We start from the raw sequence: 26,770 nt of genomic DNA, 5'->3' as shown, positions 1-26,770 counted from the left end.
AAAGCAAAAGATCGCAGCCTTCGGCAGCTCCTACAAGGGAGGCGTTCAATTCTTCAGGCAGTAATGTTCAATCAGTTGCCGTAATAGATGCACGGTAGGCTGCAAACGTGACATTTCAAGGTACTCGCCGGGCTGATGCGCACAGGCAATGTCGCCGGGGCCGAGCACGATGGTTTCGCAGCCAAGGCGCTGAAGATAAGGCGCTTCGGTGCCGAACGCTACTGCTTCGGCGCAATGACCGGTGAGCTTTTCGGCGATGCGCACCAGTTCGGCGTCTTCCGACTGCTCAAACGGTGGCACTTCCGGGAACAACGGCTTGTAATCGATCTTCACCTGATGCCGCTCGGCGACCGGGTTGAGCTTGCGCAGGATCTCTGCGCGCAGGACTTTCGGGTCCATGCCCGGCAACGGCCGCAGATCAAACTCCAGCGAACACTGGCCACAGATGCGGTTGGGATTATCGCCACCATGAATGCAGCCAAAGTTCATCGTCGGCTGCGGCACGCTGAACTGCGGATTATTGAATTCACGCTGCCACAACAGACGCAGGCCGCGCAGTTCGCCGATCGCATCGTGCATCGCTTCGAGGGCACTGTGGCCCAGGCGCGGATCCGACGAATGGCCGCTCTGCCCGAGGATGTCGATGCGCTCCATCATGATGCCTTTGTGCATGCGGATCGGCTTGAGCCCGGTCGGCTCGCCGATCACCGCCGCGCGGCCCAGCGGACGCCCGACCTCGGCCAGCGCGCGGGCGCCGGACATCGAGCTTTCTTCATCGCAGGTGGCGAGGATCAGCAGCGGTTGCTTGAACGGCTGATCGAGCAGCGGCAACACCGCTTCGATGATCAACGCGAAAAAACCCTTCATGTCGCAACTGCCCAGCCCGACCCAGCGGCCATCGACTTCAGTGAGCTTCAGCGGATCGGTCTGCCACAACGCATCGTCGTACGGCACCGTGTCGCTGTGCCCGGCCAGCACCAGCCCGCCGGGGCCGCTGCCGAAACTGGCGAGCAGGTTGAATTTGCCGGGGCTGACCTGCTGGATATCGCAGCTGAAACCGAGGTCACCCAGCCAGCCGGCGAGCAAATCGATCACCGCGCGGTTGGACTGATCGAGGTTCGGTTGGGTACAGCTGACCGATGGCGCGGCGATCAGCGCAGCGAACTGGTCTTGCATGGACGGCAAAGGCATCGCTGACTCCAACTCCCGAATTGAGGTCCATCATAGAACCATCCGGCGCTCGGAATAAACCGCCGCAGGGCGTAGGAAGTTTGAGTCCTGTACACTGCACGGCCTTGGCAGCCACACATTCCCCCGGCTGCGCTCCCGATCCTGGATTTTCCGGCCATGCAGAAAGAAACCGAAATCAAACTCCGCGTCAGCCGCGAAACCCTCGCCGCCCTGCGCGAGCACCCGTTACTGAAAAAACGCAACAAAAGTGGCTGGGAACGCCGTGAGTTGATGAACCAGTACTTCGACACCCCCGAGCGCGATCTGGCTCAGGCCAAAGTCGCCCTGCGCCTGCGCAAGGACGGTGACGAAGTGATTCAGACCCTCAAGACCCGTGGCCAGAGCGTCGCCGGTCTGTCCGAGCGTAACGAGTACGACTGGAAGTTGCCGAAAGCCAAGCTCGACGTGAAGAAACTCGACGGCGAATGCTGGCCCGAGTCGCTGGCCGAGCTGGACAAGAAAACCCTCAAGCCGATCTTCACCACCGACTTCGTCCGTGAGCGCGCCGAAATCGCCTGGGGCCGTGGCAAGAGCAAAGTGGTCATCGAAGCCGCGCTGGATCTTGGTCACGTTGTCGTCGGCAAGCAGAAAGAAGAAATCTGCGAACTGGAACTGGAATTGCGCGAAGGCGAGCCTGCCGCGCTGCTGGAACTGGCTGCCGAACTGGCTGAAACCCTGGCGCTGATGCCGTGCGACATCAGCAAGGCTGAGCGCGGTTATCGTCTGTACGACGCCAACAGCTACTCGCTGAGCCTGCCGGCGCCGGAACTGACTCCGGAAACCCAACTCGACGACGCCTTCGCCGCGCTGAGCTGGCACTTGCTCGGCAGCAGCCAGCGTCTGGCTGAACAGTATCGCTTCAACGGCCACTGGCGCCTGTTGCTCGACTGGGTTGAAAACCTCGCGGAAATGCGCGCTCTGCTCAGCAGCCTCGGCCAGGCCGCGCCGCGTCAGTCGACCCACGACTTGCGCGTTGCTCTGGATGCGTTGCTGGAAGACTGGCGCCCGCTGGTGCAGGCCGGTATCGAAGACGAAGACGTGCGCAAAGCCGCACCGGAGCAGTTCCTCGAAGAACTCGAAGACCCGCGCTGGGGCTTGTTCTCGCTGAACACTTCGCGTTGGTTGCTGGCCCGCACCTGGACCGCCGAGCGTAACGTGCGTGGCAATCGTCAGGGCGGCGCGCAATTGCACAGCTGGCTGCCGCGTACCTTGGGCGAAGAAGCCACGGCCCTGCAATTGCAGCGTTATCAACAGCAGCCGGAAGATCTGGCTGAACAACTGCCGCGTATCGAGCGCATTCAGGTCTGGCTGCACCACGCCCGTAACGTGCTGGACATCGCGGAAATGGATCGCTTGTACGGCGAGCTGAACAAACTGGCGCAACTGGCCAACGAGCCGACGATCACTGACGAACTGCTCGACGCACGCAAGCAGCAGGCGATTGCGGTTTACCAGAATCGTGCGTGGAAAATGCTGCTGCGTATGTAATACCGCTAAAAGATCGCAGCCTTCGGCAGCTCCTACAGGGTGTACGCCATTCCCTTGTAGGAGCTGCCGCAGGCTGCGATCTTTTGCTTCTTCGCTATACCGGCAAACTGGTTGTGGACTTGATCTCCGACAGCGCCACAATCGAGTTCACTTCCTGTATCCCCGGCACCAGCGACAGCTTCTCGAAGAAAAACCGCTCATACGCCTCGATGTCCGCCGCGACAATCCGCAACAGAAAATCCACCGCGCCCATCAGCACATAACACTCCAGCACCTCCGGAAAGCCGCGAATCGCTTCGGTGAACTCAGTGAAGTTCGAACGCCCGTGTGCGTTGAGTTTGATCTCGGCAAAGATCTGCGTGTTCAGGCCGATCTTCTTGCGATCGAGCAAGGTCACCTGACCACGAATGATGCCCTCCTCCTTCATCCGCTGAATCCGCCGCCAGCACGGCGATTGCGACAGGCCGACCTGCTCGGCGATCTGCGCACTTGAGAGCGATGCGTCCTCCTGCAGCAGGGCGAGAATCTTGCGGTCGTAGCCGTCCAGTTCGCTGTGCATAAAAAAACCTCAAATAGCGCACTATACGAATTGATCCAATCGATCAATCATCAATAACGCCGATCATAGCCAAGAAATACCCCGCACCGAATGTAAAAATTCCTCCAGAGATTTTGGAGACTCGTCATGCCGCACCTCGAAGCCGTAACCACCGCGCCAACCCGCGCCGATGTCTGGAGCGTCAGCAACACCCATTGCCTGGCGCAGTATCAGATTCTCGCCGAGGCTGAGCCGGACTTGCTGGTGCGGGTGCTCAACCTGTTCGCACTGCAATTCCTCACACCGGAACAAGTCACCGTGCAGCGCATGGATGACTTGATGTCGATCGACATTGTCATGGGCGGTTTCAGTTGGCATCGCGCGCAAGTGATCGCGGAAAAACTTCGTAACTTGATCAGCGTTTGCTCGGTGAACCTGCAAAACGCCGACAGCTTCTGGGATGCACCCGCGCAAGCCGCTGGCTGACAAATCCGGCAACGGCTTCGTCGGGTAGTGGCCCAACGGTCTGCGGGGCCACGACTATCCTTTTGCGCACTGTCGCTCAAAAGGAAGCCCGCATGTCCGTTCAACTCGCCACTCAGGACCGCTGGCTGGAACTCAACGAGGTGCTGCGTGAACTGGTCGCCCAAGGTTTTATCGGCCAAGACTCGGCGGAACAGGCGCTGAACGCCCGTCGCCGTCACGCCGCCCACGGCCAGATGCATCCGCTGGAATTCATCGCCAGTCAGCAACTCGATGACCTTAGCCGTCCAGGCAAACACCTCGATCTGGAAAGCCTGACCCTGTGGCTGGCGCAGCAGGCCGGTCAGCCGTACCTGCGCATCGATCCGTTGAAAATCAACGTCGCCGCGATCACGCCGTTGATGTCTTACGCCTTCGCACAACGGCACAAGATTCTCGCCGTAGCGGTCGACCGCGACTCGGTCACCGTGGCCAGTGCCCAGCCTTACGTCACCGGATGGGAAGCCGATCTCACCCACGTATTGAAGCTGCCGATCAAGCGGGTGGTGGCCAACCCGGCGGATATCCAGCGCTTCAGCGTCGAGTTCTTCCGCCTGGCCAAATCGGTCAGCGGCGCCAGCAATGGCGATCAGCAGAGCGGTAACCTCGGCAACTTCGAACAACTGCTCAACCTCGGCGCCAGCGATCAGGAGCCGGACGCCAACGACGCGCACATCGTCAACATCGTCGACTGGCTGTTCCAGTACGCCTTCCAGCAGCGTGCCAGCGATATCCATATCGAACCGCGCCGCGAGCAAGGCACCGTGCGTTTTCGCATCGACGGCGTGCTGCACAACGTCTATCAATTTCCGCCGCAGGTGACCATGGCGATAGTCAGTCGCCTGAAAAGCCTCGGGCGGATGAACGTCGCCGAAAAGCGCAAACCCCAGGACGGCCGGGTCAAGACCAAGACCCCGGATGGCGGCGAAGTCGAGTTGCGCCTTTCAACGCTCCCCACCGCGTTCGGCGAAAAAATGGTCATGCGGATTTTCGACCCGGAAGTGCTGCTCAAGGATTTCGACCAGTTGGGTTTCAGCGCCGATGACCTGCGCCGCTGGCAGGACATGACCCGTCAGCCCAACGGCATCATTCTGGTCACCGGGCCGACTGGTTCGGGCAAGACCACCACGCTGTACACCACGCTGAAAAAACTGGCGACGCCGGAAGTGAACCTCTGCACCATCGAAGACCCGATCGAAATGGTCGAACCCGCGTTCAACCAGATGCAGGTGCAGCACAACATCGACCTGAGCTTCGCCGCCGGGGTGCGTGCGCTGATGCGGCAGGACCCGGACATCATCATGATCGGCGAGATTCGCGATCTGGAAACCGCTGAAATGGCGATTCAGGCAGCGCTCACCGGGCACTTGGTGCTGTCGACGCTGCACACCAACGACGCCCCCAGCGCGATCAGCCGTCTGCTCGAACTCGGCGTGCCGCACTACCTGATCAAAGCCACCGTGCTCGGGGTCATGGCCCAGCGTCTGGTGCGCACCTTGTGTCCGCATTGCAAGGCGCCGCTAACGCTGGAAGACGAAGACTGGCAAACCCTGACCCGCCCCTGGCAAGCGCCACTGCCAGGTAACGCGCAGCGTGCCATCGGTTGCGTGGAATGCCGCGACACCGGTTATCGCGGTCGCGCCGGGGTTTACGAAATCATGCAATTGAGCGACAGCCTCAAAGCCTTCATCACTCCGGATACCGACCTCACCGCCATTCGGCGGCAGGCGTTCAAGGAAGGCATGCGCAGTTTGCGTTTGTCCGGCGCGCAGAAGGTTGCGGCAGGGCTGACGACGGTAGAGGAAGTGCTACGGGTGACGCCGCAGAGCGAGCAGAAATAAGTCACCATGGAACCGGATCGGGGAAATGGCGATCCAAGGCCCTAGTTAACCCCCAGGAGTCATCTCATCATGCGTCTCAAACTTGCTGTCGCCACTCTGGCCTTGCTGTCCCTTCCCGTTGGTTCGGCCATGGCGGACAGCTTTTGGCGTAACGTCATCTCGTCCGGTGCCACCACCGGTTCGACCTACCTGACCTTCAAGGACCACAAACTGATCATCGCCGCGCAGGACGATGCCGGCAGTTTCGTTGCCAGTGACGGCAGCATTCGTGGCCCATATCTGGAAGCGGCGATGCAGAAAGTCCGCGCCGACAATCCGGGCCTGCAGGCGTCGGACATGGAGCTGGCGAATGCGATTCTGGCGAAGAACGCCGTGGCTTCCGAGTAACAAAAAATGCCGCTCAAATGAGCGGCATTTTTTTGCCTGAATTTCAGGCTTACCACAATCCCTTGTAGGAGTGAGCCTGCTCGCGATAGCGGTGTATCAGGCAAATTCTCCGGTGACTGATTCACCGCTATCGCGAGCAGGCTCACTCCTACAGGGGACGGTGTGCCACCAGAGAGTTCAGCGGTAATCATCCACCGGGACGCAGGCGCAGAACAGATTGCGGTCGCCGTAAACGTTATCCACCCGATTCACCGCCGGCCAATATTTGTGCGCTTTGGTGTGCGCATCCGGGGTAATGCCCTGCTCGATGCTGTAGGGACGCTCCCAAACCCCGGTGACATCCGCCAGAGTATGCGGCGCCCGTTTCAACGGGTTGTCCTCGGCCGGCCAGTTGCCGTTCTGCACTTCGGTGATTTCCGCACGAATGCTCAGCATCGCACCGATAAAGCGATCCAGTTCAGCCTTGGATTCACTCTCGGTCGGTTCGACCATCAACGTGCCCGGCACCGGGAATGACATGGTCGGCGCGTGAAAGCCGTAATCCATCAGGCGCTTGGCGACGTCTTCCTCACTGATTCCGGTCTGCGCCTTCAATGGCCGCAGATCGAGAATGCATTCGTGGGCCACGCGCCCGTTGCGCCCGGTATACAACACCGGGAACGCGCCGGATAAATGCTGCGCCAGGTAATTCGCCGCCAGGATCGCCACTTCACTGGCGTCCGCCAATTGCGGCCCCATCATGGCGATGTACATCCAGCTGATCGGCAAAATACTTGCGCTGCCCCATGGCGCCGCGCTGACGGCGCCGTTCTGCGCCAACGGCCCATCGATTGGCACCACCGGGTGATTGGCGACGAACGGCGCCAGATGCGCGCGCACGCCAATCGGTCCCATGCCCGGTCCACCGCCGCCATGGGGAATGCAAAAAGTCTTGTGCAGATTCATGTGCGAAACATCGGCGCCGATATCTGCCGGGCGTGCCAAACCGACCTGCGCATTGAGGTTGGCGCCATCCATGTACACCTGGCCGCCGTGCTGGTGGATAACTTCGCAGATTTCACTGATGCCCTCTTCGTACACGCCGTGGGTCGACGGATAGGTCGCCATCAGACAGGACAGTTTCGCCCCGGCCTCGGCGGCTTTGGCTTTCAAGTCATCGAGATCAACGTTACCGGCCTCGTCGCACTCAACGATCACCACCCGTAACCCGACCATCTGCGCCGAGGCCGGGTTGGTACCGTGGGCCGAGGACGGAATCAGGCAGATATCCCGCGCGCCCTGCTGCCGGCTCTCGTGATATTTGCGGATCGCCAGCAGCCCGGCGTATTCACCCTGGGCGCCGGAGTTGGGCTGCATGCAGATCGCATCGAACCCGGTGATTGCGCAGAGCCAGCGCTCCAGTTCTTCGATCATCAAGGTGTAACCAACTGCCTGCTCACGCGGCACGAACGGATGCAGGTTGGCGAATTGCGGCCAGGTGATCGGGATCATTTCGCTGGTGGCGTTGAGTTTCATCGTGCACGAGCCCAATGGGATCATCGACTGGTTAAGCGCGAGATCCTTGTTCTCCAGTTGTTTGAGATAGCGCAGCATCTCGGTTTCGCTGTGATGGGCGTTGAATACCGGATGGCGCAGATAAGGCGTCTTGCGCTGAAGATTGTCGGGGATGCCGGAAACCAGTACTTCGGCGTCGAGATCGTCGACGTTCAGCCCATGATCGGCACCGAGCAGTACATCGAACAGTTTCGCCACGGTGCGTTCATCGCAGGTCTCATCGAGACTCAGCCCGACCCGACCACGGCCGAGAATCCTCAGGTTGATCTGTGCAGCCTGGGCGCTCTCGATAATCGCGGTTTGCGCACCGCCGACGTCCAGCGTCAGCGTGTCGAAGAACTGCGCATTGACCCGGCTGATGCCATTGCGCTCAAGCCCCGCCGCCAGAATGCAGGTCAACCGATGCGTGCGCTGGGCGATGCGTTTCAACCCTTCCGGCCCGTGATAGACCGCGTAGAAACTGGCAATGTTGGCCAGCAGTACCTGCGCGGTGCAGATGTTCGAATTGGCCTTCTCGCGGCGGATATGTTGCTCGCGGGTTTGCAGGGCCATGCGCAGCGCCACGTTGCCCCGGGCGTCCTTCGACACACCGATGATCCGCCCCGGAATCGCCCGTTTGTATTCCTCGCGACTGGCAAAGAACGCTGCGTGCGGCCCGCCATAACCCATCGGCACGCCAAAACGCTGAGAGGAACCGAACACCACATCGGCGCCCAGCTCACCTGGTGGAGTCAGCAGTAGCAAGCTCAATAAATCGGTAGAGACACAAGCCAATGCCTGTTGCGCATGCAAATGATCGATCAGCGGACTCAGATCAAGCACCTCGCCATGGGTGTCGGGATACTGCAACAACGCACCGAACACCTGATGCTGTTTCAAGTTATCCACAGCGTCGATGATCAGCTCGAAGCCGAAACCTTCCGCGCGGGTCTGCACCACGGAAATGGTCTGGGGATGACAGTTCTCATCGACGAAGAACAGATTGCTCTTCGACTTTGCCACGCGCTTGGCCAGTGCCATGGCTTCCGCCGCCGCCGTGGCTTCATCGAGCAGCGAGGCGTTGGCCAATTCGAGGCCGGTGAGGTCGATGGTCAACTGCTGGAAATTCAGCAGCGCTTCGAGTCGGCCTTGAGCGATCTCCGGTTGATAGGGCGTGTACGCGGTGTACCAGCCTGGATTTTCCAGCACGTTGCGCAGGATGACGGTCGGTGTGAGTGTGCCGTGGTAACCCATGCCGATCAAGCTGGTCCAGACCTGGTTCTGCTCGGCGTAACCGCGCAGTTTGGCCAGCGCGGCCTGTTCATCGAGGGCGGGCGGCAGATCCAGTGCGCGATTGAAGCGAATGCCCGGCGGCACGGTCTGCTCGATCAGTTCGACCCGGCTGCCGAGGCCGAGGCTGTCGAGCATCGCCTGTTGTTCGGCGATGTCGGGACCGAGGTGGCGGCGCAGAAAAGCATCGGGGTCGCGTAACTGGCTCAGGGACGGCAACTGGGACATGACGGGCTCTCTCTTGGCTGGCGCTCGGCGTCAATGCAACACGGTCAAACCAGCATAGCAGCCCACATGGCAACCCATTTTCAGTGCACCGCTTCCCCCTGTAGGAGTGAGCCTGCTCGCGATAGCGGTGTGTCAGTCAGCATTAATGTGTCTGAAAGAACGCTATCGCGAGCAGGCTCACTCCTACAGGGGATTTGTATCGCCCATGAAAAAGCCCCGACGGGTCGGGGCTTTGGGTATTGCTTAAAGCTTACTCGCCGATGGCAGCCTTGTACGCTGCAGCATCGAGCAGCTTGTCCAGCTCAGCCTTGTCGCTTGGCTTGAGCTTGAAGATCCAAGCGCCGTACGGGTCGGAGTTCAACAGCTCTGGCGAACCGCCCAGCTCTTCATTGACCGCGATGACTTCACCGCTGATCGGCGAATAGATGTCGGAAGCAGCTTTTACCGATTCAACGACGCCAGCCTGATCTTCAGCGGCGAACACCTTGCCCACTTCGGTCAGCTCGACGAACACCACATCGCCCAGCGCTTCCTGCGCGTGATCGCTGATGCCCACGGTGACGGTGCCGTCGGCTTCCAGACGTGCCCATTCATGACTTTCGGCAAAACGCAGTTCAGCGGGGATATTGCTCATCTTCGGTGTCCTCGGGAATTGGGTCAGCGGTCATGCCCGCCGGAAAAAGGTTAGATCAAAGTTTTGCCATGGCGTACGAAGGTCGGTTTGACCACTCGCACCGGGTACCACTTGCCACGGATTTCCACTTCGGCGCGGTCGGCGGTTGCCATCGGAACACGCGCCAGGGCAATCGATTTGCTTAGCGTAGGAGAGAAACTACCACTGGTGATCTCCCCTTCGCCAACATCGGCGATACGAACCACCTGATGAGCACGCAAAACACCGCGCTCTTCCAGCACCAGACCGACCAGTTTGTGCGCAACGCCGGCGGCTTTTTCCGCCTCCAGAGCAGTGCGACCGATGAACTGGCGCGAAGCCGGCTCCCAGGCAATGCTCCAGGCCATATTCGAAGCCAATGGCGAAACGTCCTGATGAATGTCCTGACCGTAGAGGTTCATACCGGCTTCGACACGCAGGGTGTCGCGGGCACCGAGGCCGATCGGGGAAATGCCGGCGCCGACCAGATCGTTGAAGAACCCCGGCGCCTGACTGGCCGGCAGGCAGATTTCCAGACCATCTTCACCGGTATAACCGGTACGGGCGATAAACCAGTCACCGTCGGTGTAGCCTTCGAACGGTTTGAGGTGCTGGATCAGCGTGGCGCGGGACTGGGTCACCAGTTCGGCAATCTTGTGCCGGGCCTGTGGACCTTGAATGGCGAGCATCGCCAGTTCGGCGCGCTCGTGCAACTGCACGTCGTAATCGCCGCGCTGCGCGTTCATCCAGGCCAGATCCTGATCGCGGGTGGAGGCGTTGAACACCAGACGATAAGCGTCGTCGAGGCGGTAGACGATCATGTCATCGACGATGCCGCCGCGCTCGTTGAGCATGGTGCTGTACAACGCACGGCCGGGGCGGTGCAGGCGGTCGACGTCATTGGCCAGCAAATGCTGCAGCCAGGCTTTGGCCTGGGGGCCGGTGACGTCGATCACGGTCATGTGGGATACATCGAACACCCCGCAATCGCGGCGCACTTCGTGGTGCTCCTCGACCTGCGAGCCGTAATGCAGGGGCATGTCCCAACCGCCAAAATCGACCATCTTCGCGCCGAGGGCGAGATGCAGGTCATACAGAGGCGTACGCTGTCCCATGGGTTTCTCCTTCCGGGCGTGGCGAAGGTGCGGACAGTCGCTGCACAGCGTGAAAGCCTTGTAATAGAAGGCTTTCAGCCAATCTCAGCGAAAAGATCTGTCAGACGAACCGCACCGAATGCCGCGCATTGTAGCCGCATGATTCAGGACTCACTACTAAGTGTTTCGATGGGCGGAGCGGCGAATCAGGCCGATGACCGGTAACAATCCAACCAGAACCAGGGTCAGCGCCGGCAAAGACGCCCGCGCCCATTCGCCTTCGCTGGTCATTTCAAAGATGCGTACGGCCAGCGTATCCCAGCCAAACGGGCGCATCAGCAGGGTCGCGGGCATTTCCTTGAGCACATCGACGAACACCAGCAGCGCCGCGCTCAATGTGCCGGGCAGTAACAACGGCAGATACACTTTGAAAAACAGTCGCGGCCCACTGACACCCAGGCTACGTGCCGCTTCGGGCAAAGAGGGCCGTATACGCGCCAGACTGCTTTCCAAGGGTCCGTAAGCGACCGCAACGAAACGCACCAGGTAAGCCATCAGCAATGCCGCCAGACTGCCGAGCAGCAACGGTTTGCCTGCGCCACCGAGCCAACTGGAAAGTGGAATCACCAGTTCACGATCCAGATAACTGAACGCCAGCATGATCGATACCGCCAGCACCGAACCCGGCAAGGCGTAGCCAAGATTGGCCAGACCAACGCCGGAGTTGATCGTCTGCGTGGGTGCCAAGCGCCGGGCAAACGTCAGCAGCAAAGCAACGCTTACAGTAATCAACGCGGCCATGCCGCCTAGATACAGGGTGTGCAGGATCAGCCCGGCGTAGCGTTCATCCAAATCAAAGCGACCACGCTGCCAGAACCAGACGATCAGTTGCAGCATCGGAATGACGAAGGCGCAAGCGAACACCAGTCCGCACCAGCTCATCGCTGCGAAAGCCTTGAATCCGCGCAAGTGATACAAGGCTTTGACCCGTGGCCGCTCGTTGCTTGCCCGGTTGGCGCCGCGCGCACGGCGTTCACCGTAGAGCACCAGCATCACCACCAGCAATAACAGACTGGCCAGTTGCGCAGCACTCGACAGGCTGAAGAAGCCGTACCAGGTTTTGTAGATGGCGGTGGTGAAGGTGTCGAAGTTGAACACGGACACTGCACCGAAATCGGCAAGGGTCTCCATCAGCGCCAACGCCACGCCCGCACCGATGGCCGGACGCGCCATCGGCAACGCCACCCGCCAGAAGGCTTGCCACGGCGACTGGCCAAGTACCCGCGCGGCTTCCATCAGGCCTTTGCCCTGGGCGAGGAACGCGGTGCGCGCCAGCAGGTAAACGTACGGGTAGAAGACCAGCACCAGCACGATAATCACCCCGCCAGTGGAGCGCACCCGTGGCAGGCGCAGACCGGTGCCGAACCATTCACGCAGCAGGGTTTGTACGGGGCCGGCGAAATCGAGCAGGCCCACGAAGACGAACGCCAGCACATAGGCCGGAATGGCAAAGGGCAGCATCAGCGCCCAGTCGAGCCAGCGCCGCCCGGGGAATTCGCAGAGGCTGGTGAGCCAGGCGAGGCTGACACCGAGCAGCGTCACACCGACACCGACGCCAACGACCAGCGTCAGGGTATTGCCCAGTAGGCGCGGCATCTGGGTTTGCCACAGGTGCGACCAGATTTGTTGATCGATGGTCTGCCATGAGAGCAGCAGAACGCTCAGGGGCAACAGCACCAGCGCGGCGATGGCGAAGACGATGGGGTACCAGCGGCGTTGGGCGGGGTGGGCCACTTTTGGGTCTCTGGGGGGATTGGGGGTGTTCTTGGGTTGAGTATTTCAGGTTGGGATTGCTGCCCTCACCCTAGCCCTCTCCCGGAGGGAGAGGGGACTGACCGCGTAGTTTATGAGAATTACGCCGACCTGAGATATCGAGTCGAACTCAAGTTTCGAAAACAACACAGATCGGCTCCCTCTCCCTTGGGAGAGGGCTGGGGTGAGGGGCAGCGATCTTGAAGCAGACAAGTCTATCGAAAAAGCCTCAATTCCAACCCGCCCGATCCATCATCCGGATCGCCTCAGCCTGACGCTTGCCCGCCACTTCCACCGGCAAAGTATCGGCGATGAACTTGCCCCACGCCGCCACTTCTTCCGAAGGTGCCACCGCCGGGTTGGCCGGGAATTCCTGGTTCACGTCAGCAAAGATCTTCTGCGCCTCAGGCGTGGTCATCCACTCGACCAACGCCTTGGCCGCTTCCGGGTGCGGCGCATGTTTGGTCAGGCCAATGCCCGACAGATTCACGTGCACGCCACGATCGGCCTGATTCGGCCAGAACAGCTTCACCGGCAGCTCCGGCTTCTGCTTGTGCAGGCGGCCGTAGTAGTAAGTGTTGACGATGCCGACATCACACTGCCCGGCATTGATCGCTTCGAGCACCGCAACGTCATCGGAGAACACGTCGGTGGACAGGTTGTTAACCCAGCCCTTGAGGATCTTCTCGGTCTTTTCGGCACCATGGACTTCGATCATGGTCGCGGTCAGCGACTGGTTGTAGACCTTCTTCGCCGTGCGCAGGCACAGGCGTCCTTCCCAGTTCTTGTCGGCCAGCGCTTCGTAAGTGGTCAGTTCGCCCGGCTTCACGCGTTCGGTGGAGTAGGCGATGGTCCGCGCGCGCAGGCTCAGGCCGGTCCAGGCATGAGTCGAAGAGCGATATTGCAGCGGAATGTTGGCGTCGATGGTCTTCGAGGTGAACGGCTGGAGGATGCCCATCTGCTCGGCTTGCCAGAGGTTGCCGGCATCAACGGTGAGCAGCAGGTCGGCGGTGGCGTTTTCACCTTCGGCCTTGATCCGCTGCATCAGCGGCGCTTCCTTGTCGGTGATGAACTTGATCTTCACCCCGGTCTTGGCGGTGTAGGCATCGAACACCGGTTTGATCAGCTCATCGATGCGCGACGAGTAAACCACCACCTCATCAGCGGCCTGGGCCGTTGTGCTGCCAATCAGGGTCAGGGCCAGTGCGGTCAGAAGACGCTTGGGTGCCAACATGGGAGTGGTCTCTCGGTCGGGAATTGTGGGCCAAATGATAAGGACTCACATTTACCACCTCAATCGAACTCTTTTTGAAGGAGTTACCAGATGTTGCACAGCCTGAAATTTGTAGTGGCTGTTCTGGCCCCTTCGCGAGCAGGCTCGCTCCTACATTTGAAATGCGATCCCCTGTAGGAGTGAGCCTGCTCGCGATGAGGCCATTAGCAGCAACGAAAAGATCAGGGCTTGGCCAGCGCCGGAAGATCCCCGGTCAACCCGAGGGCCTCCCGCACAAACAACGCCTTCGCCTCCGGCATCTGCTCCACCAGCTTCAACCCGGCATTACGCAACCAGCGCACCGGCAACGGATCGGCCTGAAACAACCGCTCAAACCCTTCCATCGCCGCCATCAGCGCCAAGTTATGCGGCATGCGCCGACGCTCGTAACGGCTCAGCACCTTAACATCCGCCAGACGCTCACCGCGTTCCGCCGCTTGCAACAGCACTTCCGCCAACACCGCCGCATCAAGGAAACCCAGGTTTACGCCCTGCCCCGCCAATGGATGAATGGTGTGCGCCGCATCGCCGATCAACGCCAGGCCTTCCGCCACATAACGCTTGGCATGGCGCTGACGCAGCGGCACGCACAGTCGCGGATCGGCACTCATCACTTCGCCGAGTCGCCCTTCAAAGGCACGTTCCAGCTCACGGCAGAAATCCGCTTCATCCAACGCCATCAGGCGTTCAGCCTCGCTCGGCGTGGTCGACCAGACGATCGAACACCAATCCTGCTGCCCGTCACGTTCCAGCGGCAGAAACGCCAGCGGCCCGTGATCGGTAAAGCGCTGCCACGCGGTCATCTGGTGCGATTTGCTGCTGCGCACGCTGGTAACGATGGCGTGATGCAGGTAATCCCACTCACGCGTCGCCACACCGGTCAGACGGCGCACTGCCGAGTTGGCACCGTCAGCGGCAATCACCAGCGGCGCGCGCAACTGGCGACCGTCAGCCAACGTCAGCAGCCAGTCATCGCCGGAGCGGCGCATCTGTTCCAGCCGCGCATTGGCCAGCATGCCCAGATCACAATCGTGCAAGCGATCGAGCAAGGCATCCTGCACCACACGGTTTTCGACGATATGCCCCAGCACCTCGGCATGCACACTGCTCGCCGAGAAATGAATCTGCCCGGTGCCGCTGCCGTCCCAGACGTGCATGTCGGTGTATGGACTGCTGCGGCGTTTGGCGATGCCTTCCCACACGCCGAGGCGTTCAAGAATGCGCTGGCTGGCTGCCGACAAGGCACTCACTCGCGGCTCAAAAGCGGCTTCGGCGTCGAAGGGTTTGACGCTCAACGGGCTGCCGTCGAGCAGCAGGACTTCGAGGCCGCTGTCCTGCAACGCCAACGCCAAAGCGCTGCCGACCATTCCGGCTCCGACAATCAGCAGATCTGCGCGCATTTCCATGCTTTAAGCCTGTCTCGCTTGCGGCTTGAGCCGCACGTAAACGGTTTTACCGACCCGCGCCACCAGATTGCCGGCGCCGTCATGAATGTCGACCTGCAACTGTGGCAGGTATTTCTCGCCATCGGCGGTCTGCCGGCGGATCTCGGCGAGCAAGGTCTCGTCGATAGTGAAGCGGGCGAACACCGGGCCTTTGCCCGGCGCAATGAAATCGATGTCGGCAGCCTTGTCCCAAACGATGTAGCGCGAGCCAAGATTCTCCATGAGCATCAGCATGAAGAACGGGTCGACCATCGAATACAGGCTGCCGCCGAACTGGGTGCCGACGTAGTTGCGGTTGTACCAGCCGAGGCCCATCGACACCTGCACGTCGCGAAAGTCATCGCTGATGTGCCGAACCCGAACACCGGCGCCAAGATACGGCGGGTAGAACGTCATCACCCAGCGCATCAATCGTGCTTTACCGAATTTGCCGGTTAACCACTTAAGCATCCGGACGCGTTCCCAAACCCATGGCCTGACGGGCAAACCAGCGCTTGGCCGGCGGCAACAGATCGAGGCCGAGCAGGCCGATATTTCGCCCCAGCGAGACCAATGGCTGCGTGCTGCCGAACAGCCGCGTGACCTGATCGGAAAAACCGACGGTGAGGTCCTGATCCAGACGCTGACGCTCGCGATAGGCCTGCAATGTGGCGAAGTCGCCCAGCGGCTTTTCACTGGACAACAACGCGGCGGCCAATGCGTCGGCATCCCGCAGCGACAGGTTGAAACCCTGGCCGGCGATCGGGTGCAGGCTATGCGCCGCGTTGCCGAGCACAGCCAGATGCGAACGCACTTGTTCTTCGGCCTCGACCAGCGTCAGCGGATAAAGATGCCGTGCGCCAACCTGTTTCAACGTGCCGAGGCGGTAACCGAATACGCCCTGCAATTCGCTGAGGAAATCGCGCTCGCTCAGATCGGCCAGACGCTGCGCGTCCATGCCCAAACGGGTCCAGACCAGAGCACAGCGGTTTTCCGGCAGCGGCAGCAGGGCCATCGGCCCTTCGTCGGTGAAACGCTCGAAGGCCATGCCGTTGTGCGCTTCACTCGGGGTGATGTTGGCGATCAGCGCACTCTGGTTATACGGACGCTTACGCACGTTGATGCCCAACTGCTCGCGCAGCCCGGAGCGACCGCCATCGGCGAGTACCGCGAGGTCGCATTCAAGGGTGGTTTCATCGTTGAGGGTCAGGCGATAGCCGTCGGGCAGCGGTTCCATGCGCGTGACTTCCGCCGGGCAGCGCCAGCTGATCACGTCTTTATCGATGTGCTGCCACAGGCACTGGCCGAGCCAGGCGTTTTCCACCACATAACCGAGCGCCGGCACACCCTCTTCCATCGCCGACAAACGCGCGGTGGAGAAGCGCCCACGGTCGGAAACGTGAATCTGTTTGATCGGCTCGGCGCGGCGGGAGATTTCCTGCCACACGCCCAAGCGTTGATAAATCTGCCGCGAGCCGAAGGACAACGCCGACGAACGTGCGTCGTAGCTCGGCTGCCAGCTGTCGCCGGGAGCGAACGGCTCGATCAGCACGATCTTCCAGCCACGCGCCTTGGCCCCGGCCTGCAAGGCCAACGCCAGACTGGCGCCGACCAGGCCGCCACCGATGATTGCCAGATTGACTCGACTCATGCTGCGTGTGTCCTTGCTTGCGCCATCAGCGCTTCGATGTCGGCGACGGTTTTCGGCACGCCGCTGGTGAGGATTTCACAACCGGTTTTGGTCACCACCACGTCGTCCTCGATGCGCACGCCAATGCCGCGCCATTTCTTCGCGACGTTCTGATTGTCCGGGGCGATGTAGATGCCCGGCTCCACGGTCAGCACCATGCCGACTTCCAGCACGCGCCATTCGCCGCCGACCTTGTACTCGCCGACGTCGTGTACATCCATGCCCAGCCAGTGACCGGCGCGGTGCATGTAAAAGGCTTTATAGGCTTCGCTGGCGATCAATTCATCGACCTCGCCTTGCAGCAAACCGAGTTTCACCAGCCCTGTGGTAATCACTCGCACTGTGGCTTCATGCGCCTGATTCCAGTGCTTGTTCGGGGCGATTTCGGCGAATGCGGCTTCTTGCGAGGCCAATACCAATTCGTAGATCGCTTTCTGCTCCGGCGAAAACTTGCCGTTGACCGGCCAGGTGCGGGTGATGTCACTGGCGTAACAATCGATCTCGCAGCCAGCGTCGATCAGCACCAGATCACCGTCCTTGAGCAGCGCGTCATTCTGCTGGTAATGCAGGATGCAGCTGTTGCGCCCGGCAGCGACGATCGAGCCATAGGCCGGCATCTTCGCCCCGCCCTTGCGGAATTCGTAATCGAGTTCGGCCTCGAGACTGTACTCGTAGAGCCCGGCCCGACTGGCCTGCATCGCGCGGATATGGGCTTGCGCCGAGATCCGTGCGGCTTCGCGCATCACCTTCACTTCTGCCGCCGATTTATACAGACGCATGTCGTGCAGCAGATGATCCAGCGCAACGAATTCGTTCGGCGGCTGGGCGCCGAGGTGCGCCTTGGAGCGGATGACGTTGATCCAGTCCATCAGGTGGCGATCGAATTCAGGGTTGCTGCCCATCGCCGAATACACCCGGTCGCGGCCTTCGATCAGGCCCGGGAGGATGTCGTCGATGTCGGTGATCGGGAAAGCGTCGTCGGCACCGAAGTCGCGGATCGCGCCTTCCTGCCCTGCACGCAAACCGTCCCACAACTCGCGTTCGGCATTGCGCTCACGGCAGAACAGCACGTACTCGCCATGTTCGCGGCCGGGCATCAAGACGATAACGGCTTGCGGCTCGGGAAACCCGCTGAGGTACTGAAAATCGCTGTCCTGACGGTAGACGTGCTCGACGTCGCGGTTGCGAATGGCCACCGCGGCGGCGGGCAGAATCGCGATGCTGTTGGGTTCCATCTGCGCCATCAGGGCCTTGCGGCGACGGCTGTATTCCGCTTTCGGGATATGGGTCATGGGCAGATGGCTTTCCCTGGCACGCGATTAATGCAGCGACGGCTTGGCGGCTGGCGGCACGTCGGTTTTCTTGGTTTCCGAGAACAGCAGCAGCGGCGCGACACGCAGGTACTCCATGACTTCCATGTAGTCGGTTTCGCCGTCTTCGGATTCTTCGAGGGCGTCTTGCACCTGGGAAATGGCGGCCAGATCCTGCAACACTTCGGTGGCTTCAGTGCTGAGCATGCTGCTGTCGCGGCAGTTCAGGCCGAAACCGCTGAGGAAGCCCTGGCACCACTCGCCCAGTGCAGCGGCGCGGTCGGCCAGCGGTGCGTCATCGGTCGGCAACAGCAGCACGACAGTGACGTCGTCGCCGGTCAACTCGCCTTTGACCATCTCTTGCAGGCCGATCAGGGCGTTGCGGACGTTGTCCTGAATGTCGCCTTCGAGCAGTTCGGCGGCGTCGATCAGCCAGCCTTCGTTATCGAAGCCGGCACCGGCGCAACTGCGTCCGAGCAGCACGCCATGCAGTTCGGCAGGCGAGACGTTGTGGCCGCTGGAAGTCAGCAGGGTGGCAAAGGCTTGGTACGGGGAATTCGCAATGGTCATGGGCAGCTAGGCGCCAGACGGCGCTATGTCTAGAATGAAGGCCTTGTATCCTACATCGACAGACTCGCCAAGACTATTAAAGGCTGTCCGCCAGCTAACCCATCAGACAGTGAAACCAATGGAAGACAACGACCTGCAAGCGCTGATGGCCAGACTCGAACTGCTGATTGGCCGAGTCGAGCAACTAAAGAGTCAAAATGCACTCTTACTAGCTCAGGAAAAGACCTGGCGCGAGGAACGCGCTCACCTCATTGAAAAAAACGAAATCGCCCGGCGTAAGGTCGAATCGATGATTTCGCGCCTCAAGGCCCTGGAGCAAGACTCATGAGTTCAAGCAATAGCGTCACCGTGCAGATCCTCGATAAAGAGTATTCGATCATCTGCCCGCAGGAAGAACGCAGCAATCTGGTCAGCGCCGCGCGTTATCTGGATGGCAAAATGCGCGAAATCCGCAGCAGCGGTAAAGTCATCGGCGCCGACCGCATTGCCGTGATGGCCGCACTGAACATCACCCATGACCTCTTGCACAAAGAAGAGCGCCCGGATATCCAGGCCAGCGGTTCGACCCGTGAACAGGTGCGTGACTTGCTCGATCGTGTCGATCTGGTGCTGGCCGACGATCAGAACACCACCAAGGGCTGATTCGACTGGCCGCTTGCGGTATACTCGCGGCACTCCCTGGGGTGCTTGCCAGTTGACGATGTCCCTGAGCCGATTCGCACTACCCTGGAAGTTGCACGTTGGGCTGGTGTGCATGTCCGCCAGACGGAAAGCCTTAAAGTCTACTGCATCTTCCACCTTGAACTTTCGGGTTCAAGGGCTAAGTTGACAGCGGTTCATCCGGGGAGCCTGATTCGAATCCGATGTCGGTGAATGCCGGCATCGGATTTTTTATGCGTACGTTTTCGTCCAACCTGCCGAAGCCGAACCATGACCGAACCCGCGCTGCTACCCCGCCCGCAACTTCGTCGCCTGCTGCGCAAGGCGCGCCGCGCGCTCACGCCGGGCGAGCAACGCCAGGCAGCCAAAGGCCTGTTCCGGCAATTGGCCCAAGACCCGCACTTTCGTCGGGCGAAACACATTTCCCTGTACCTGCCCACCGACGGTGAAATCGATCCGCGCCTGCTGCTGCGTGAAGCCCAGCGCCGAGGCAAAGCCACGTACCTGCCAGTGCTCAGTGCCTGGCCGCGAACCAAAATGGTCTTCCAGCGCATTCGCCCCGGCGAGAAGCTCAAAGCCAATCGCTTTCGCATTCTTGAGCCGCGGGCCAATCTGGCTCGGCAACGCAAGGTCTGGGCGCTCGATCTGGTGTTGTTACCGCTGGTGGGTTTTGATGACGTCGGCGGACGCCTGGGAATGGGCGGCGGTTTTTACGATCGCAGCCTTGCGTACCTGGCCCGGCGCCAGAACTGGCGCAAGCCGACGCTATTGGGGCTGGCTCATGAATGTCAGAAGGTCGAACGCTTGGCGCAAGCAAGCTGGGATGTACCGTTGCAAGGCACGGTCACCGATAAGGCGTGGTATTTCGCGGGATAGGACGCCGCACAGAACAGCGGCGTCGAGAAAGCAGTTTCAGCGCTTGAAAGCGGTCGACTGTTGAACCTGTTGCGCGACTTCAATCGGCGCATCGGCCTTGTTCGACCACAGGCTCTGCGCGTAACCGGTGGTCACGACACCCAAGCCAAACAAAATTACCAAAGTCCATAGTAAATCCGGTTTGCGTTTCATCGATTGCCCCCCTCAAGGCACATCATCACGATGACAGCAGCGGTTTCCGTTTGTAGGCCGTGCAGCAGCGTCAAGCTTTAAAGGCCGGCATTTTGCGACAACGTGAACCTGCGCGCAAACGCTGACGTCAACCGACCGTCGGTTTGTCATAAAATTGCCCGACAACCTGCCCAATGACCGTTTCAGGAGCAAAAACCATGGCCTATTGGCTGATGAAGTCCGAGCCCGAAGAACTTTCGATCAAAGGCCTGGAAAAACTCGGCAATGCGCGCTGGGATGGGGTTCGCAACTATCAGGCGCGTAATTTTCTGCGCGCGATGGCAGTGGGCGATGAGTTCTTTTTCTACCATTCCAGCTGCCCGGAGCCGGGGATTGCCGGGATTGGCAAAATAATCGAGGCGGCGTACCCGGATCCCACCGCACTGGAACCGGAGAGTCATTACTTCGATCCCAAGGCCACGCCGGAGAAAAATGCCTGGAGTGCGATTGACGTTGAACACGTCGAGACGTTTGCGCGGGTGTTGAAGCTGGACTATCTGAAGCAGCAGAGCGCATTGGCAGAGATGCCGTTGGTGCAGAAGGGTTCGCGGTTGTCGGTGATGCCGGTGACGGCGGAGCAATGGGCGGCGGTGCTGGGATTGCGGTAACGGCCACAAAGAAGATCGCAGCCTTCGTCAGCTCCTACAGGGGAACGCATTCCAATGTAGGAGCTGACGAAGGCTGCGATCTTTTGACTTTCAGAATTTGTATTACTGAATGATCAGGTTGTTGAACAGCAGATCCTCAACCACCGGCTTGCCGGTCTCGTCATTCATCACTTGCTGGGTCTGTTTCAGCGCTTCCTGACGCAGCTTCTCTTTACCTTCGATGCTGCCCATCGCCTCGGTTGTCTGCTGCGTGAACAATGCCACCAGTTGATTACGGATCAGCGGCTCGTTGGCCTTGACCAGTTTGCTCGCCTCTTCACCGGTCACACGCAGTGCCACATCGGCCTTGTAGACCTTGAGCTTCGGCGTGCCGTCCAGTCCATAGTTACCCACGAACGGCGGGCTCAGAGTGATGTAGCTTACCTTCGGCGCCTCGCCTTCTTTGGCTTCTTCGGCCAGCGCTGCCACAGGCAGAGACAGGGCCAGCAACAACATGATCCACGCTTTCACAATTCGCTCCTTATCCGGTTTGCGGCCTAGCATAACGACCCGCCGCGCAAGCACAAGCTTATGGCTGACTATCAGGGCCGGGCATGCTCGTTGACCCGTTGACTGACACACCTACACTTATCGGCCATCACTCCCAAAGGAATAGCCCTGATGAAAGCCGTGCTGTGCAAAGCCTTCGGCCCTGCCGAATCGCTGGTGCTGGAAGACGTCGCCAGTCCTGTCGTGAAGAAGAACGAAATCCTGCTGGACGTGCACGCCGCCGGGGTCAACTTCCCGGACACGCTGATTATCGAGGGCAAGTACCAATTCAAGCCGCCCTTTCCGTTCTCGCCCGGAGGTGAAGCGGCCGGTGTGGTGCGTGAAGTCGGGGAAAAGGTCAGCCACCTGAAGGTCGGTGACCGGGTCATGGCCCTGACCGGTTGGGGCAGTTTTGCCGAACAGGTCGCGGTGCCGGGCTATAACGTGCTGCCGATTCCGCCGTCGATGGATTTCAACATCGCTGCCGCCTTCAGCATGACCTATGGCACTTCGATGCACGCGCTCAAGCAACGCGCCAACCTGCAACCGGGCGAAACCCTGCTGGTGCTTGGCGCATCCGGTGGCGTCGGCCTCGCGGCGGTGGAAATCGGCAAAGCCATGGGCGCCCGCGTCATCGCTGCCGCCAGCAGCGCGGAGAAACTGGCGGTGGCCAAAGCTGCCGGCGCCGATGAGTTGATCAATTACAGCGAAACCAGCCTCAAGGACGAAATCAAACGCCTCACCGACGGCCAGGGTGCCGATGTGATTTACGACCCGGTCGGCGGCGATCTCTTCGATCAAGCCATCCGCGCCATCGCCTGGAATGGTCGTCTGCTGGTGGTCGGCTTCGCCAGCGGGCGCATCCCGGAGTTGCCAGTCAACCTCGCCCTGCTCAAAGGCGCGGCGGTGCTCGGCGTGTTCTGGGGCTCCTTCGCCCAGCGCCAGCCGCAGGACAACGCGGCGAACTTCCAGCAGTTGTTCGCCTGGTTTGCCGAGGGCAAGTTGAAACCGTTGGTGTCGCAGGTCTATCCGCTGAGCAATGCGGCGCAGGCAATCAATGATCTTGGCCAGCGCAAGGCGGTGGGCAAGGTGGTGGTGCAGGTGCGCTGAGTGACCTTTCGATAAAGGCCAGAATCTCCGGTTCGGTCGTTCTGGCCTTTGTTATCAAAGCAACTCACGAATCTCCTCCGGCAACAGGCTCATGAATTTGCGCGTAGGGCTGTCTCGACACGCCCTGACGATCTTCTCAACCTGCCGGTTCATCTTGGCAATCATTGCCAGACGTTGTGCGTCCGGTAACTGAGTTTTATGGAAGACGTTCGTAAGATAGGCGCGGGTTTGTGCGAACGCCGCCGAATCGATCCATGAGTACTCGGCAATGTTGGCGAGATTCTCGTTAACCGTTCGGCATCGCAAGACTTTCAGTTGCTGATTGACATGAATGGGCTGATCCAGATCGAGCCGAAAGGCTATCGGCGCGACGACCTCCTGTTTTTCGGGTTTGCCCTCCTCAACGTCCCAAGGTTCGAAACGCCACTGCGCCAGCGCGACTCTGACCGCCTCGGCCAGATCGGGGTGATCGCTTTTCAAGATGCTGATCTCGCCGACCGAGCCGTCCGCCCTGGCGATGAAACGGGCCTTCACCTCACCCGTAATCCCTGCCCTGGACAGCGCTTGAGGATAAACCGGTCTGGGGTTGTCTTCAGGAATCAAAAGCACCTCTCCCGGCGCAACACCGCCGACGACCAACAAAAACAACGCCACAATCCACCGCATACCCCACCCCCTAGCGCTCGAATGCCAATCCCGGCAACAACACAAAGGTTACGGAGCGATGACGCTTAACTGAATGGCGCAACTTCTGCTTTCGGTGCAGGACATTTCCCAAGACAAGACGGTAAATCGGGCGAAAAAGCGCCACGCGAATGCTCAGAGGTAACTCTTCTGACGGATTCCTTTACCGCTCAGCCTGCAATATCACCCGGCATCAGATGTTCCTGAACCTTTTCGCTACGCGACTGGATTAACTGCCCCTTGTCATCGAAGCGCAGAACAATCAGCCAATCGTAAACATCGACCGGCCATTTCGGCTGGCCGATCAGTGCCGGGCCGTCTCCACCGAACGCCGCAATCAGTTTGTTGATATGGCTGTGGTGCCAGGCGATCAACACGGTTTTCGCCTGATTATTCTTGCGCAGCGAGCTGACCAGTTTGTCGACGTCGTTATTGGCGTAGGGCTGCTCGATCGGCAGTTGCAGGCGTTGGGACAGTGGAATCAGCGTCTGTCGCGGGCGGATGCTTTCCGGGCTGTCGGCAGTAGCGATCAGACGTTGGGGGGTGAGTGTCTGGTCGTCCAACTGCAAAGAGGTGAAATAGTCCGCGTAAGCGGCGGCGCGCTGTTCGCCCCGGGCATTGAGTTCTCGGCCGACATCAGGCTTTTCCGCATGGCGGACGATCAATACGGTGACATTGCGCAGGCCTGGTGCTGCAGAACCTTGGGCGAAGCTCAGTGCCAACACTGAAACAGTCACCGCTGCGACCATCAACAGCCTGGGCAATAGCCTGCGAACTTTCGGGGTCATCGTTTATCTCGAGATATCAGTCGATCTGTAGATCGCGAGTCTAAGTCACAACGTCCCGAGCGCGACAAAAACGCCCCGTTCTTACAGCTGAGCGACAGGTTCGTAAAGGAACACGCGACATCCAACATTTTCCGCTATTTGCTCGATGCGAACCGGTGCTATTTTCGGTAACGAAACTGTAACATTCGCATCCGCAGTCAAAACAAGAAATCTGGAGCTCTTGAATGTTTGCTTTCTTTCGTCCTGCCGCACATCAGGCTCCATTGCCTGAAGAAAAAATAGACAGCACCTACCGACGCCTGCGCTGGCAGATCTTCGCCGGTATTTTCTTTGGCTACGCGGGTTACTACCTGCTGCGCAAAAACTTCTCGCTGGCCATGCCGTACCTGATCGACGAAGGCTACAGCCGCGGCGATCTGGGTCTGGCAATGTCGGCGATCGCCATTGCCTACGGCCTTTCCAAGTTCCTCATGGGCCTGGTGTCCGACCGTTCCAACCCGCGTTACTTCCTGCCGTTCGGCCTGCTGGTCTCGGCCGGTGTGATGTTCATTTTCGGTTTCGCACCTTGGGCAACGTCCAGCGTGACCATGATGTTCATCCTGCTGTTCATCAACGGCTGGGCCCAGGGCATGGGTTGGCCGCCCAGTGGCCGGACCATGGTGCACTGGTGGTCGCAGAAAGAACGCGGTGGCGTGGTGTCCGTATGGAACGTGGCGCATAACGTCGGCGGTGGCCTGATCGGCCCGCTGTTCCTGCTCGGCATGGGCTTGTTCAACGACTGGCATGCAGCGTTCTACGTACCGGCAGCCGTGGCGTTGGGCGTGGCCGTGTTCGCGTTCATCACCATGCGCGACACCCCGCAATCGGTTGGCCTGCCGCCGATCGAGAAGTACAAGAACGATTACCCGGAAGGCTACGACGCCAGCCACGAAGACGAATTCAGCGCGAAAGAGATCTTCGTCAAATACGTGCTGCGCAACAAAATGCTCTGGTACATCGCCATGGCCAACGTCTTCGTCTACCTGCTGCGCTACGGCGTGCTGGACTGGGCACCGACCTACCTGAAAGAAGCCAAGGGTTTCACCGTCGATAAAACCTCGTGGGCGTACTTCTTCTACGAGTGGGCGGGGATTCCGGGCACGCTGCTGTGCGGCTGGATGTCGGACAAGATCTTCCGTGGCAACCGTGGCCTGACCGGCATGGTGTTCATGGCGCTGGTGACCGTTGCGACCCTGGTTTACTGGCTGAACCCGGCCGGCAACCCGACCGTCGACATGATCGCGCTGTTCTCGATCGGCTTCCTGATCTACGGCCCGGTGATGCTGATCGGCCTGCAGGCGCTGGAGCTGGCACCGAAGAAAGCCGCTGGCACTGCGGCGGGCTTCACTGGTCTGTTCGGTTACCTCGGTGGTTCGGTCGCGGCCAGTGCGGCGATGGGCTACACCGTTGACCATTTCGGCTGGGACGGTGGTTTCGTGCTGCTGGTGGGCGCTTGCCTGCTGGCGATGGCCTTCCTCGCCCCGACGCTATGGCACAAGCAAGTCGCCAGTCAGAGCCGCGAAGCGGTCGCTTGATCAGTCTGTGACTTACAGCGCTTGAGCCGCGCCTCCAGATTTCGATCTGGCATGGCGTGGCTGCGCAGGGCGTGTGCGGTCTGCTCGACATAATCGCGAGTGGTGCCGTAACGCCCGCTGGCGCTTTCGAACACCTGGCTCAGCACGTGATCCGGCAAGTTACCGGCATAGCTGGGCAGGTGCCGCTCCAACACAAATCCCAATGCCTGCACCTGAGTGCCGTCTTCGAGCCGGCAGTTGAGCCAGTGTGGCCGATAGGACGGCACCGGCATTTCGCGTTTCCACAAGGCGTACAGCGCAGTGTCGAGATTGTCTTCCGGCAAGCGATAGGCGAAGCCGCTGCACGAACCGCCACGATCCAGACCAAACACCAGACCGGGCATTTCCGGCGTCCCGCGGTGCTCGTGCGACCACAGGTACAAGCCGCGATGGTAGCCGTGCACGCGTCCGCGCACCCGTTCTACCGCCGAGCACTCCGGCCGCCAGATCAGCGAACCATACGCGAACAGCCACACCGGCCCGCCCTTGTGGCGCGCCATGGTCGATTGCATGGAAGCGAGAAGTTGTTCGTGCGTCAGCTGCGGCCCAAGATCGAGCCGCGGAGGGTAATTCAAATTCAGAAAAGCGTTTTCAATGGCGCTCATGGCGAATAGCGTTCAGCTCCCCGCGGGTAAAGAATTACTTAATAGAACGCACCGCTGTAACAATAAGGCACATATGTTTTAAGGCAATTTGAGTGCCATGGCACAGTTCTTAATTGATTGCCTGATGGATATATAACCTAGCGGTATTTATGCAATTACATAAATACCGATCGGCTATATAGCGA

At 60.0% G+C, this 26,770-nt stretch carries 27 protein-coding genes and 1 other RNA gene; 11 read left to right on the top strand and 17 right to left on the bottom strand.

The window, feature by feature from the left end; genetic code table 11:
• Positions 1-45: 45 nt before the first annotated feature.
• A complete protein-coding gene (argE, locus tag CKW17_RS11240; protein WP_095119880.1) occupies positions 46-1,191 on the bottom strand; it encodes an acetylornithine deacetylase in 1,146 nt (381 codons plus the stop codon).
• 156 nt (positions 1,192-1,347) lie between these two features.
• Here argE and CKW17_RS11235 point away from each other — a divergent pair, with 156 nt between their 5' ends.
• The gene (locus CKW17_RS11235) at positions 1,348-2,718 is read left to right on the top strand and encodes an inorganic triphosphatase (protein WP_008081465.1); all 1,371 of its coding nucleotides are present in this window, start codon (positions 1,348-1,350) and stop codon (positions 2,716-2,718) included.
• A gap of 94 nt (positions 2,719-2,812) precedes the next feature.
• Here the strand turns inward: CKW17_RS11235 and CKW17_RS11230 are convergent, their stop codons facing one another.
• Positions 2,813-3,277, bottom strand: a complete 465-nt coding sequence (locus tag CKW17_RS11230; RefSeq protein ID WP_095119879.1) for an Lrp/AsnC family transcriptional regulator — start codon at positions 3,275-3,277, stop codon at positions 2,813-2,815.
• A 126-nt stretch (positions 3,278-3,403) separates the two neighbouring features.
• Between CKW17_RS11230 and CKW17_RS11225 the strand changes: the two genes are divergently transcribed.
• The 3 genes from CKW17_RS11225 to CKW17_RS11215 all read left to right on the top strand — a co-directional run bounded on the left by CKW17_RS11225 (position 3,404) and on the right by CKW17_RS11215 (position 6,006).
• Positions 3,404-3,742 carry a hypothetical protein gene (locus CKW17_RS11225; RefSeq protein WP_095119878.1) on the top strand — a complete coding sequence of 113 codons (339 nt, stop codon included), beginning with the start codon at positions 3,404-3,406 and terminating at the stop codon, positions 3,740-3,742.
• A 92-nt stretch (positions 3,743-3,834) separates the two neighbouring features.
• Positions 3,835-5,619: a GspE/PulE family protein gene (locus CKW17_RS11220; RefSeq protein ID WP_095119877.1), complete on the top strand. Its 1,785-nt coding sequence runs from the start codon at positions 3,835-3,837 to the stop codon at positions 5,617-5,619.
• 66 nt (positions 5,620-5,685) lie between these two features.
• Complete coding sequence (locus CKW17_RS11215; RefSeq protein WP_176470061.1) at positions 5,686-6,006, top strand: DUF2388 domain-containing protein; 321 nt, start codon at positions 5,686-5,688, stop codon at positions 6,004-6,006.
• Between the two features lie 177 nt (positions 6,007-6,183).
• Here CKW17_RS11215 and gcvP read toward each other — a convergent pair whose 3' ends face one another.
• From gcvP to CKW17_RS11165, 10 genes are all read right to left on the bottom strand, one after another.
• A complete protein-coding gene (gene gcvP / locus CKW17_RS11210; RefSeq protein ID WP_095119875.1) occupies positions 6,184-9,057 on the bottom strand; it encodes an aminomethyl-transferring glycine dehydrogenase in 2,874 nt (957 codons plus the stop codon).
• 250 nt (positions 9,058-9,307) lie between these two features.
• On the bottom strand, positions 9,308-9,691 hold the full coding sequence (gcvH, locus tag CKW17_RS11205) for a glycine cleavage system protein GcvH (RefSeq protein WP_064389477.1): 384 nt from the start codon (positions 9,689-9,691) through the stop codon (positions 9,308-9,310).
• A gap of 50 nt (positions 9,692-9,741) precedes the next feature.
• A complete protein-coding gene (gcvT, locus tag CKW17_RS11200) occupies positions 9,742-10,824 on the bottom strand; it encodes a glycine cleavage system aminomethyltransferase GcvT (RefSeq protein WP_077574971.1) in 1,083 nt (360 codons plus the stop codon).
• Positions 10,825-10,980: 156 nt separating this feature from the next.
• Positions 10,981-12,597 (bottom strand): iron ABC transporter permease, encoded by a 1,617-nt coding sequence (locus CKW17_RS11195; RefSeq protein ID WP_095119874.1) that lies wholly within the window; start codon positions 12,595-12,597, stop codon positions 10,981-10,983.
• A gap of 247 nt (positions 12,598-12,844) precedes the next feature.
• A complete protein-coding gene (locus tag CKW17_RS11190; protein ID WP_016772637.1) occupies positions 12,845-13,849 on the bottom strand; it encodes an extracellular solute-binding protein in 1,005 nt (334 codons plus the stop codon).
• 221 nt (positions 13,850-14,070) lie between these two features.
• Positions 14,071-15,288, bottom strand: coding sequence for a 2-octaprenyl-3-methyl-6-methoxy-1,4-benzoquinol hydroxylase (locus tag CKW17_RS11185; protein ID WP_176470060.1), 1,218 nt, complete (start codon positions 15,286-15,288; stop codon positions 14,071-14,073).
• 9 nt (positions 15,289-15,297) lie between these two features.
• Positions 15,298-15,783 carry a DUF4442 domain-containing protein gene (locus CKW17_RS11180; RefSeq protein WP_095119872.1) on the bottom strand — a complete coding sequence of 162 codons (486 nt, stop codon included), beginning with the start codon at positions 15,781-15,783 and terminating at the stop codon, positions 15,298-15,300.
• Positions 15,776-16,963: a 2-octaprenyl-6-methoxyphenyl hydroxylase gene (gene ubiH, locus CKW17_RS11175; protein WP_095049392.1), complete on the bottom strand. Its 1,188-nt coding sequence runs from the start codon at positions 16,961-16,963 to the stop codon at positions 15,776-15,778. The genes CKW17_RS11180 and ubiH overlap by 8 nt, the downstream gene beginning before the upstream one ends.
• The gene (gene pepP / locus CKW17_RS11170; RefSeq protein WP_095119871.1) at positions 16,960-18,294 is read right to left on the bottom strand and encodes a Xaa-Pro aminopeptidase; all 1,335 of its coding nucleotides are present in this window, start codon (positions 18,292-18,294) and stop codon (positions 16,960-16,962) included. The genes ubiH and pepP overlap by 4 nt, the downstream gene beginning before the upstream one ends.
• Before the next feature lie 27 nt (positions 18,295-18,321).
• Positions 18,322-18,882 (bottom strand): YecA family protein, encoded by a 561-nt coding sequence (locus CKW17_RS11165; protein WP_016985920.1) that lies wholly within the window; start codon positions 18,880-18,882, stop codon positions 18,322-18,324.
• Between the two features lie 118 nt (positions 18,883-19,000).
• Between CKW17_RS11165 and CKW17_RS11160 the strand changes: the two genes are divergently transcribed.
• The 4 genes from CKW17_RS11160 (at position 19,001) to CKW17_RS11145 (ending at position 20,418) form a co-directional block, all read left to right on the top strand.
• Positions 19,001-19,210, top strand: coding sequence for a TIGR02449 family protein (locus CKW17_RS11160; protein ID WP_016985919.1), 210 nt, complete (start codon positions 19,001-19,003; stop codon positions 19,208-19,210).
• Positions 19,207-19,524, top strand: coding sequence for a cell division protein ZapA (locus CKW17_RS11155; protein WP_034151990.1), 318 nt, complete (start codon positions 19,207-19,209; stop codon positions 19,522-19,524). Before CKW17_RS11160 ends, CKW17_RS11155 begins: the two co-directional genes overlap by 4 nt.
• Before the next feature lie 30 nt (positions 19,525-19,554).
• Positions 19,555-19,733, top strand: a non-coding RNA gene (gene ssrS, locus CKW17_RS11150) — 6S RNA.
• A gap of 79 nt (positions 19,734-19,812) precedes the next feature.
• Positions 19,813-20,418 carry a 5-formyltetrahydrofolate cyclo-ligase gene (locus CKW17_RS11145; protein ID WP_016985918.1) on the top strand — a complete coding sequence of 202 codons (606 nt, stop codon included), beginning with the start codon at positions 19,813-19,815 and terminating at the stop codon, positions 20,416-20,418.
• Positions 20,419-20,454: 36 nt separating this feature from the next.
• Here the strand turns inward: CKW17_RS11145 and CKW17_RS30350 are convergent, their stop codons facing one another.
• Positions 20,455-20,610, bottom strand: coding sequence for a hypothetical protein (locus CKW17_RS30350; RefSeq protein ID WP_016985917.1), 156 nt, complete (start codon positions 20,608-20,610; stop codon positions 20,455-20,457).
• 197 nt (positions 20,611-20,807) lie between these two features.
• On the opposite strand from CKW17_RS30350, the gene CKW17_RS11135 reads away from it, so the two are divergent.
• A complete protein-coding gene (locus tag CKW17_RS11135) occupies positions 20,808-21,257 on the top strand; it encodes an EVE domain-containing protein (RefSeq protein ID WP_095119870.1) in 450 nt (149 codons plus the stop codon).
• 102 nt (positions 21,258-21,359) lie between these two features.
• Here the strand turns inward: CKW17_RS11135 and CKW17_RS11130 are convergent, their stop codons facing one another.
• A complete protein-coding gene (locus CKW17_RS11130; RefSeq protein WP_026000663.1) occupies positions 21,360-21,767 on the bottom strand; it encodes a flagellar basal body-associated protein FliL in 408 nt (135 codons plus the stop codon).
• 150 nt (positions 21,768-21,917) lie between these two features.
• Between CKW17_RS11130 and CKW17_RS11125 the strand changes: the two genes are divergently transcribed.
• A complete protein-coding gene (locus CKW17_RS11125; RefSeq protein WP_095119869.1) occupies positions 21,918-22,895 on the top strand; it encodes an NADPH:quinone oxidoreductase family protein in 978 nt (325 codons plus the stop codon).
• Positions 22,896-22,949: 54 nt separating this feature from the next.
• Here CKW17_RS11125 and CKW17_RS11120 read toward each other — a convergent pair whose 3' ends face one another.
• Complete coding sequence (locus CKW17_RS11120) at positions 22,950-23,561, bottom strand: energy transducer TonB (protein ID WP_095119868.1); 612 nt, start codon at positions 23,559-23,561, stop codon at positions 22,950-22,952.
• 188 nt (positions 23,562-23,749) lie between these two features.
• The gene (locus CKW17_RS11115) at positions 23,750-24,367 is read right to left on the bottom strand and encodes a flagellar basal body-associated protein FliL (RefSeq protein ID WP_095119867.1); all 618 of its coding nucleotides are present in this window, start codon (positions 24,365-24,367) and stop codon (positions 23,750-23,752) included.
• A gap of 224 nt (positions 24,368-24,591) precedes the next feature.
• Between CKW17_RS11115 and glpT the strand changes: the two genes are divergently transcribed.
• Entirely contained in the window at positions 24,592-25,941 is a 1,350-nt protein-coding gene (gene glpT, locus CKW17_RS11110; RefSeq protein ID WP_016985912.1) for a glycerol-3-phosphate transporter, read from the top strand.
• Here glpT and CKW17_RS11105 read toward each other — a convergent pair.
• A complete protein-coding gene (locus CKW17_RS11105) occupies positions 25,917-26,585 on the bottom strand; it encodes a gamma-glutamylcyclotransferase (protein WP_095119866.1) in 669 nt (222 codons plus the stop codon). The genes glpT and CKW17_RS11105 overlap by 25 nt on opposite strands.
• Positions 26,586-26,770 lie beyond the last annotated feature (185 nt).

Origin of the sequence: Pseudomonas sp. Irchel s3f10 (genome assembly GCF_900187515.1) — a bacterium.
Lineage (GTDB): Bacteria > Pseudomonadota > Gammaproteobacteria > Pseudomonadales > Pseudomonadaceae > Aquipseudomonas > Aquipseudomonas tensinigenes.
This window is presented reverse-complemented; position numbering and strand designations above follow the sequence as displayed.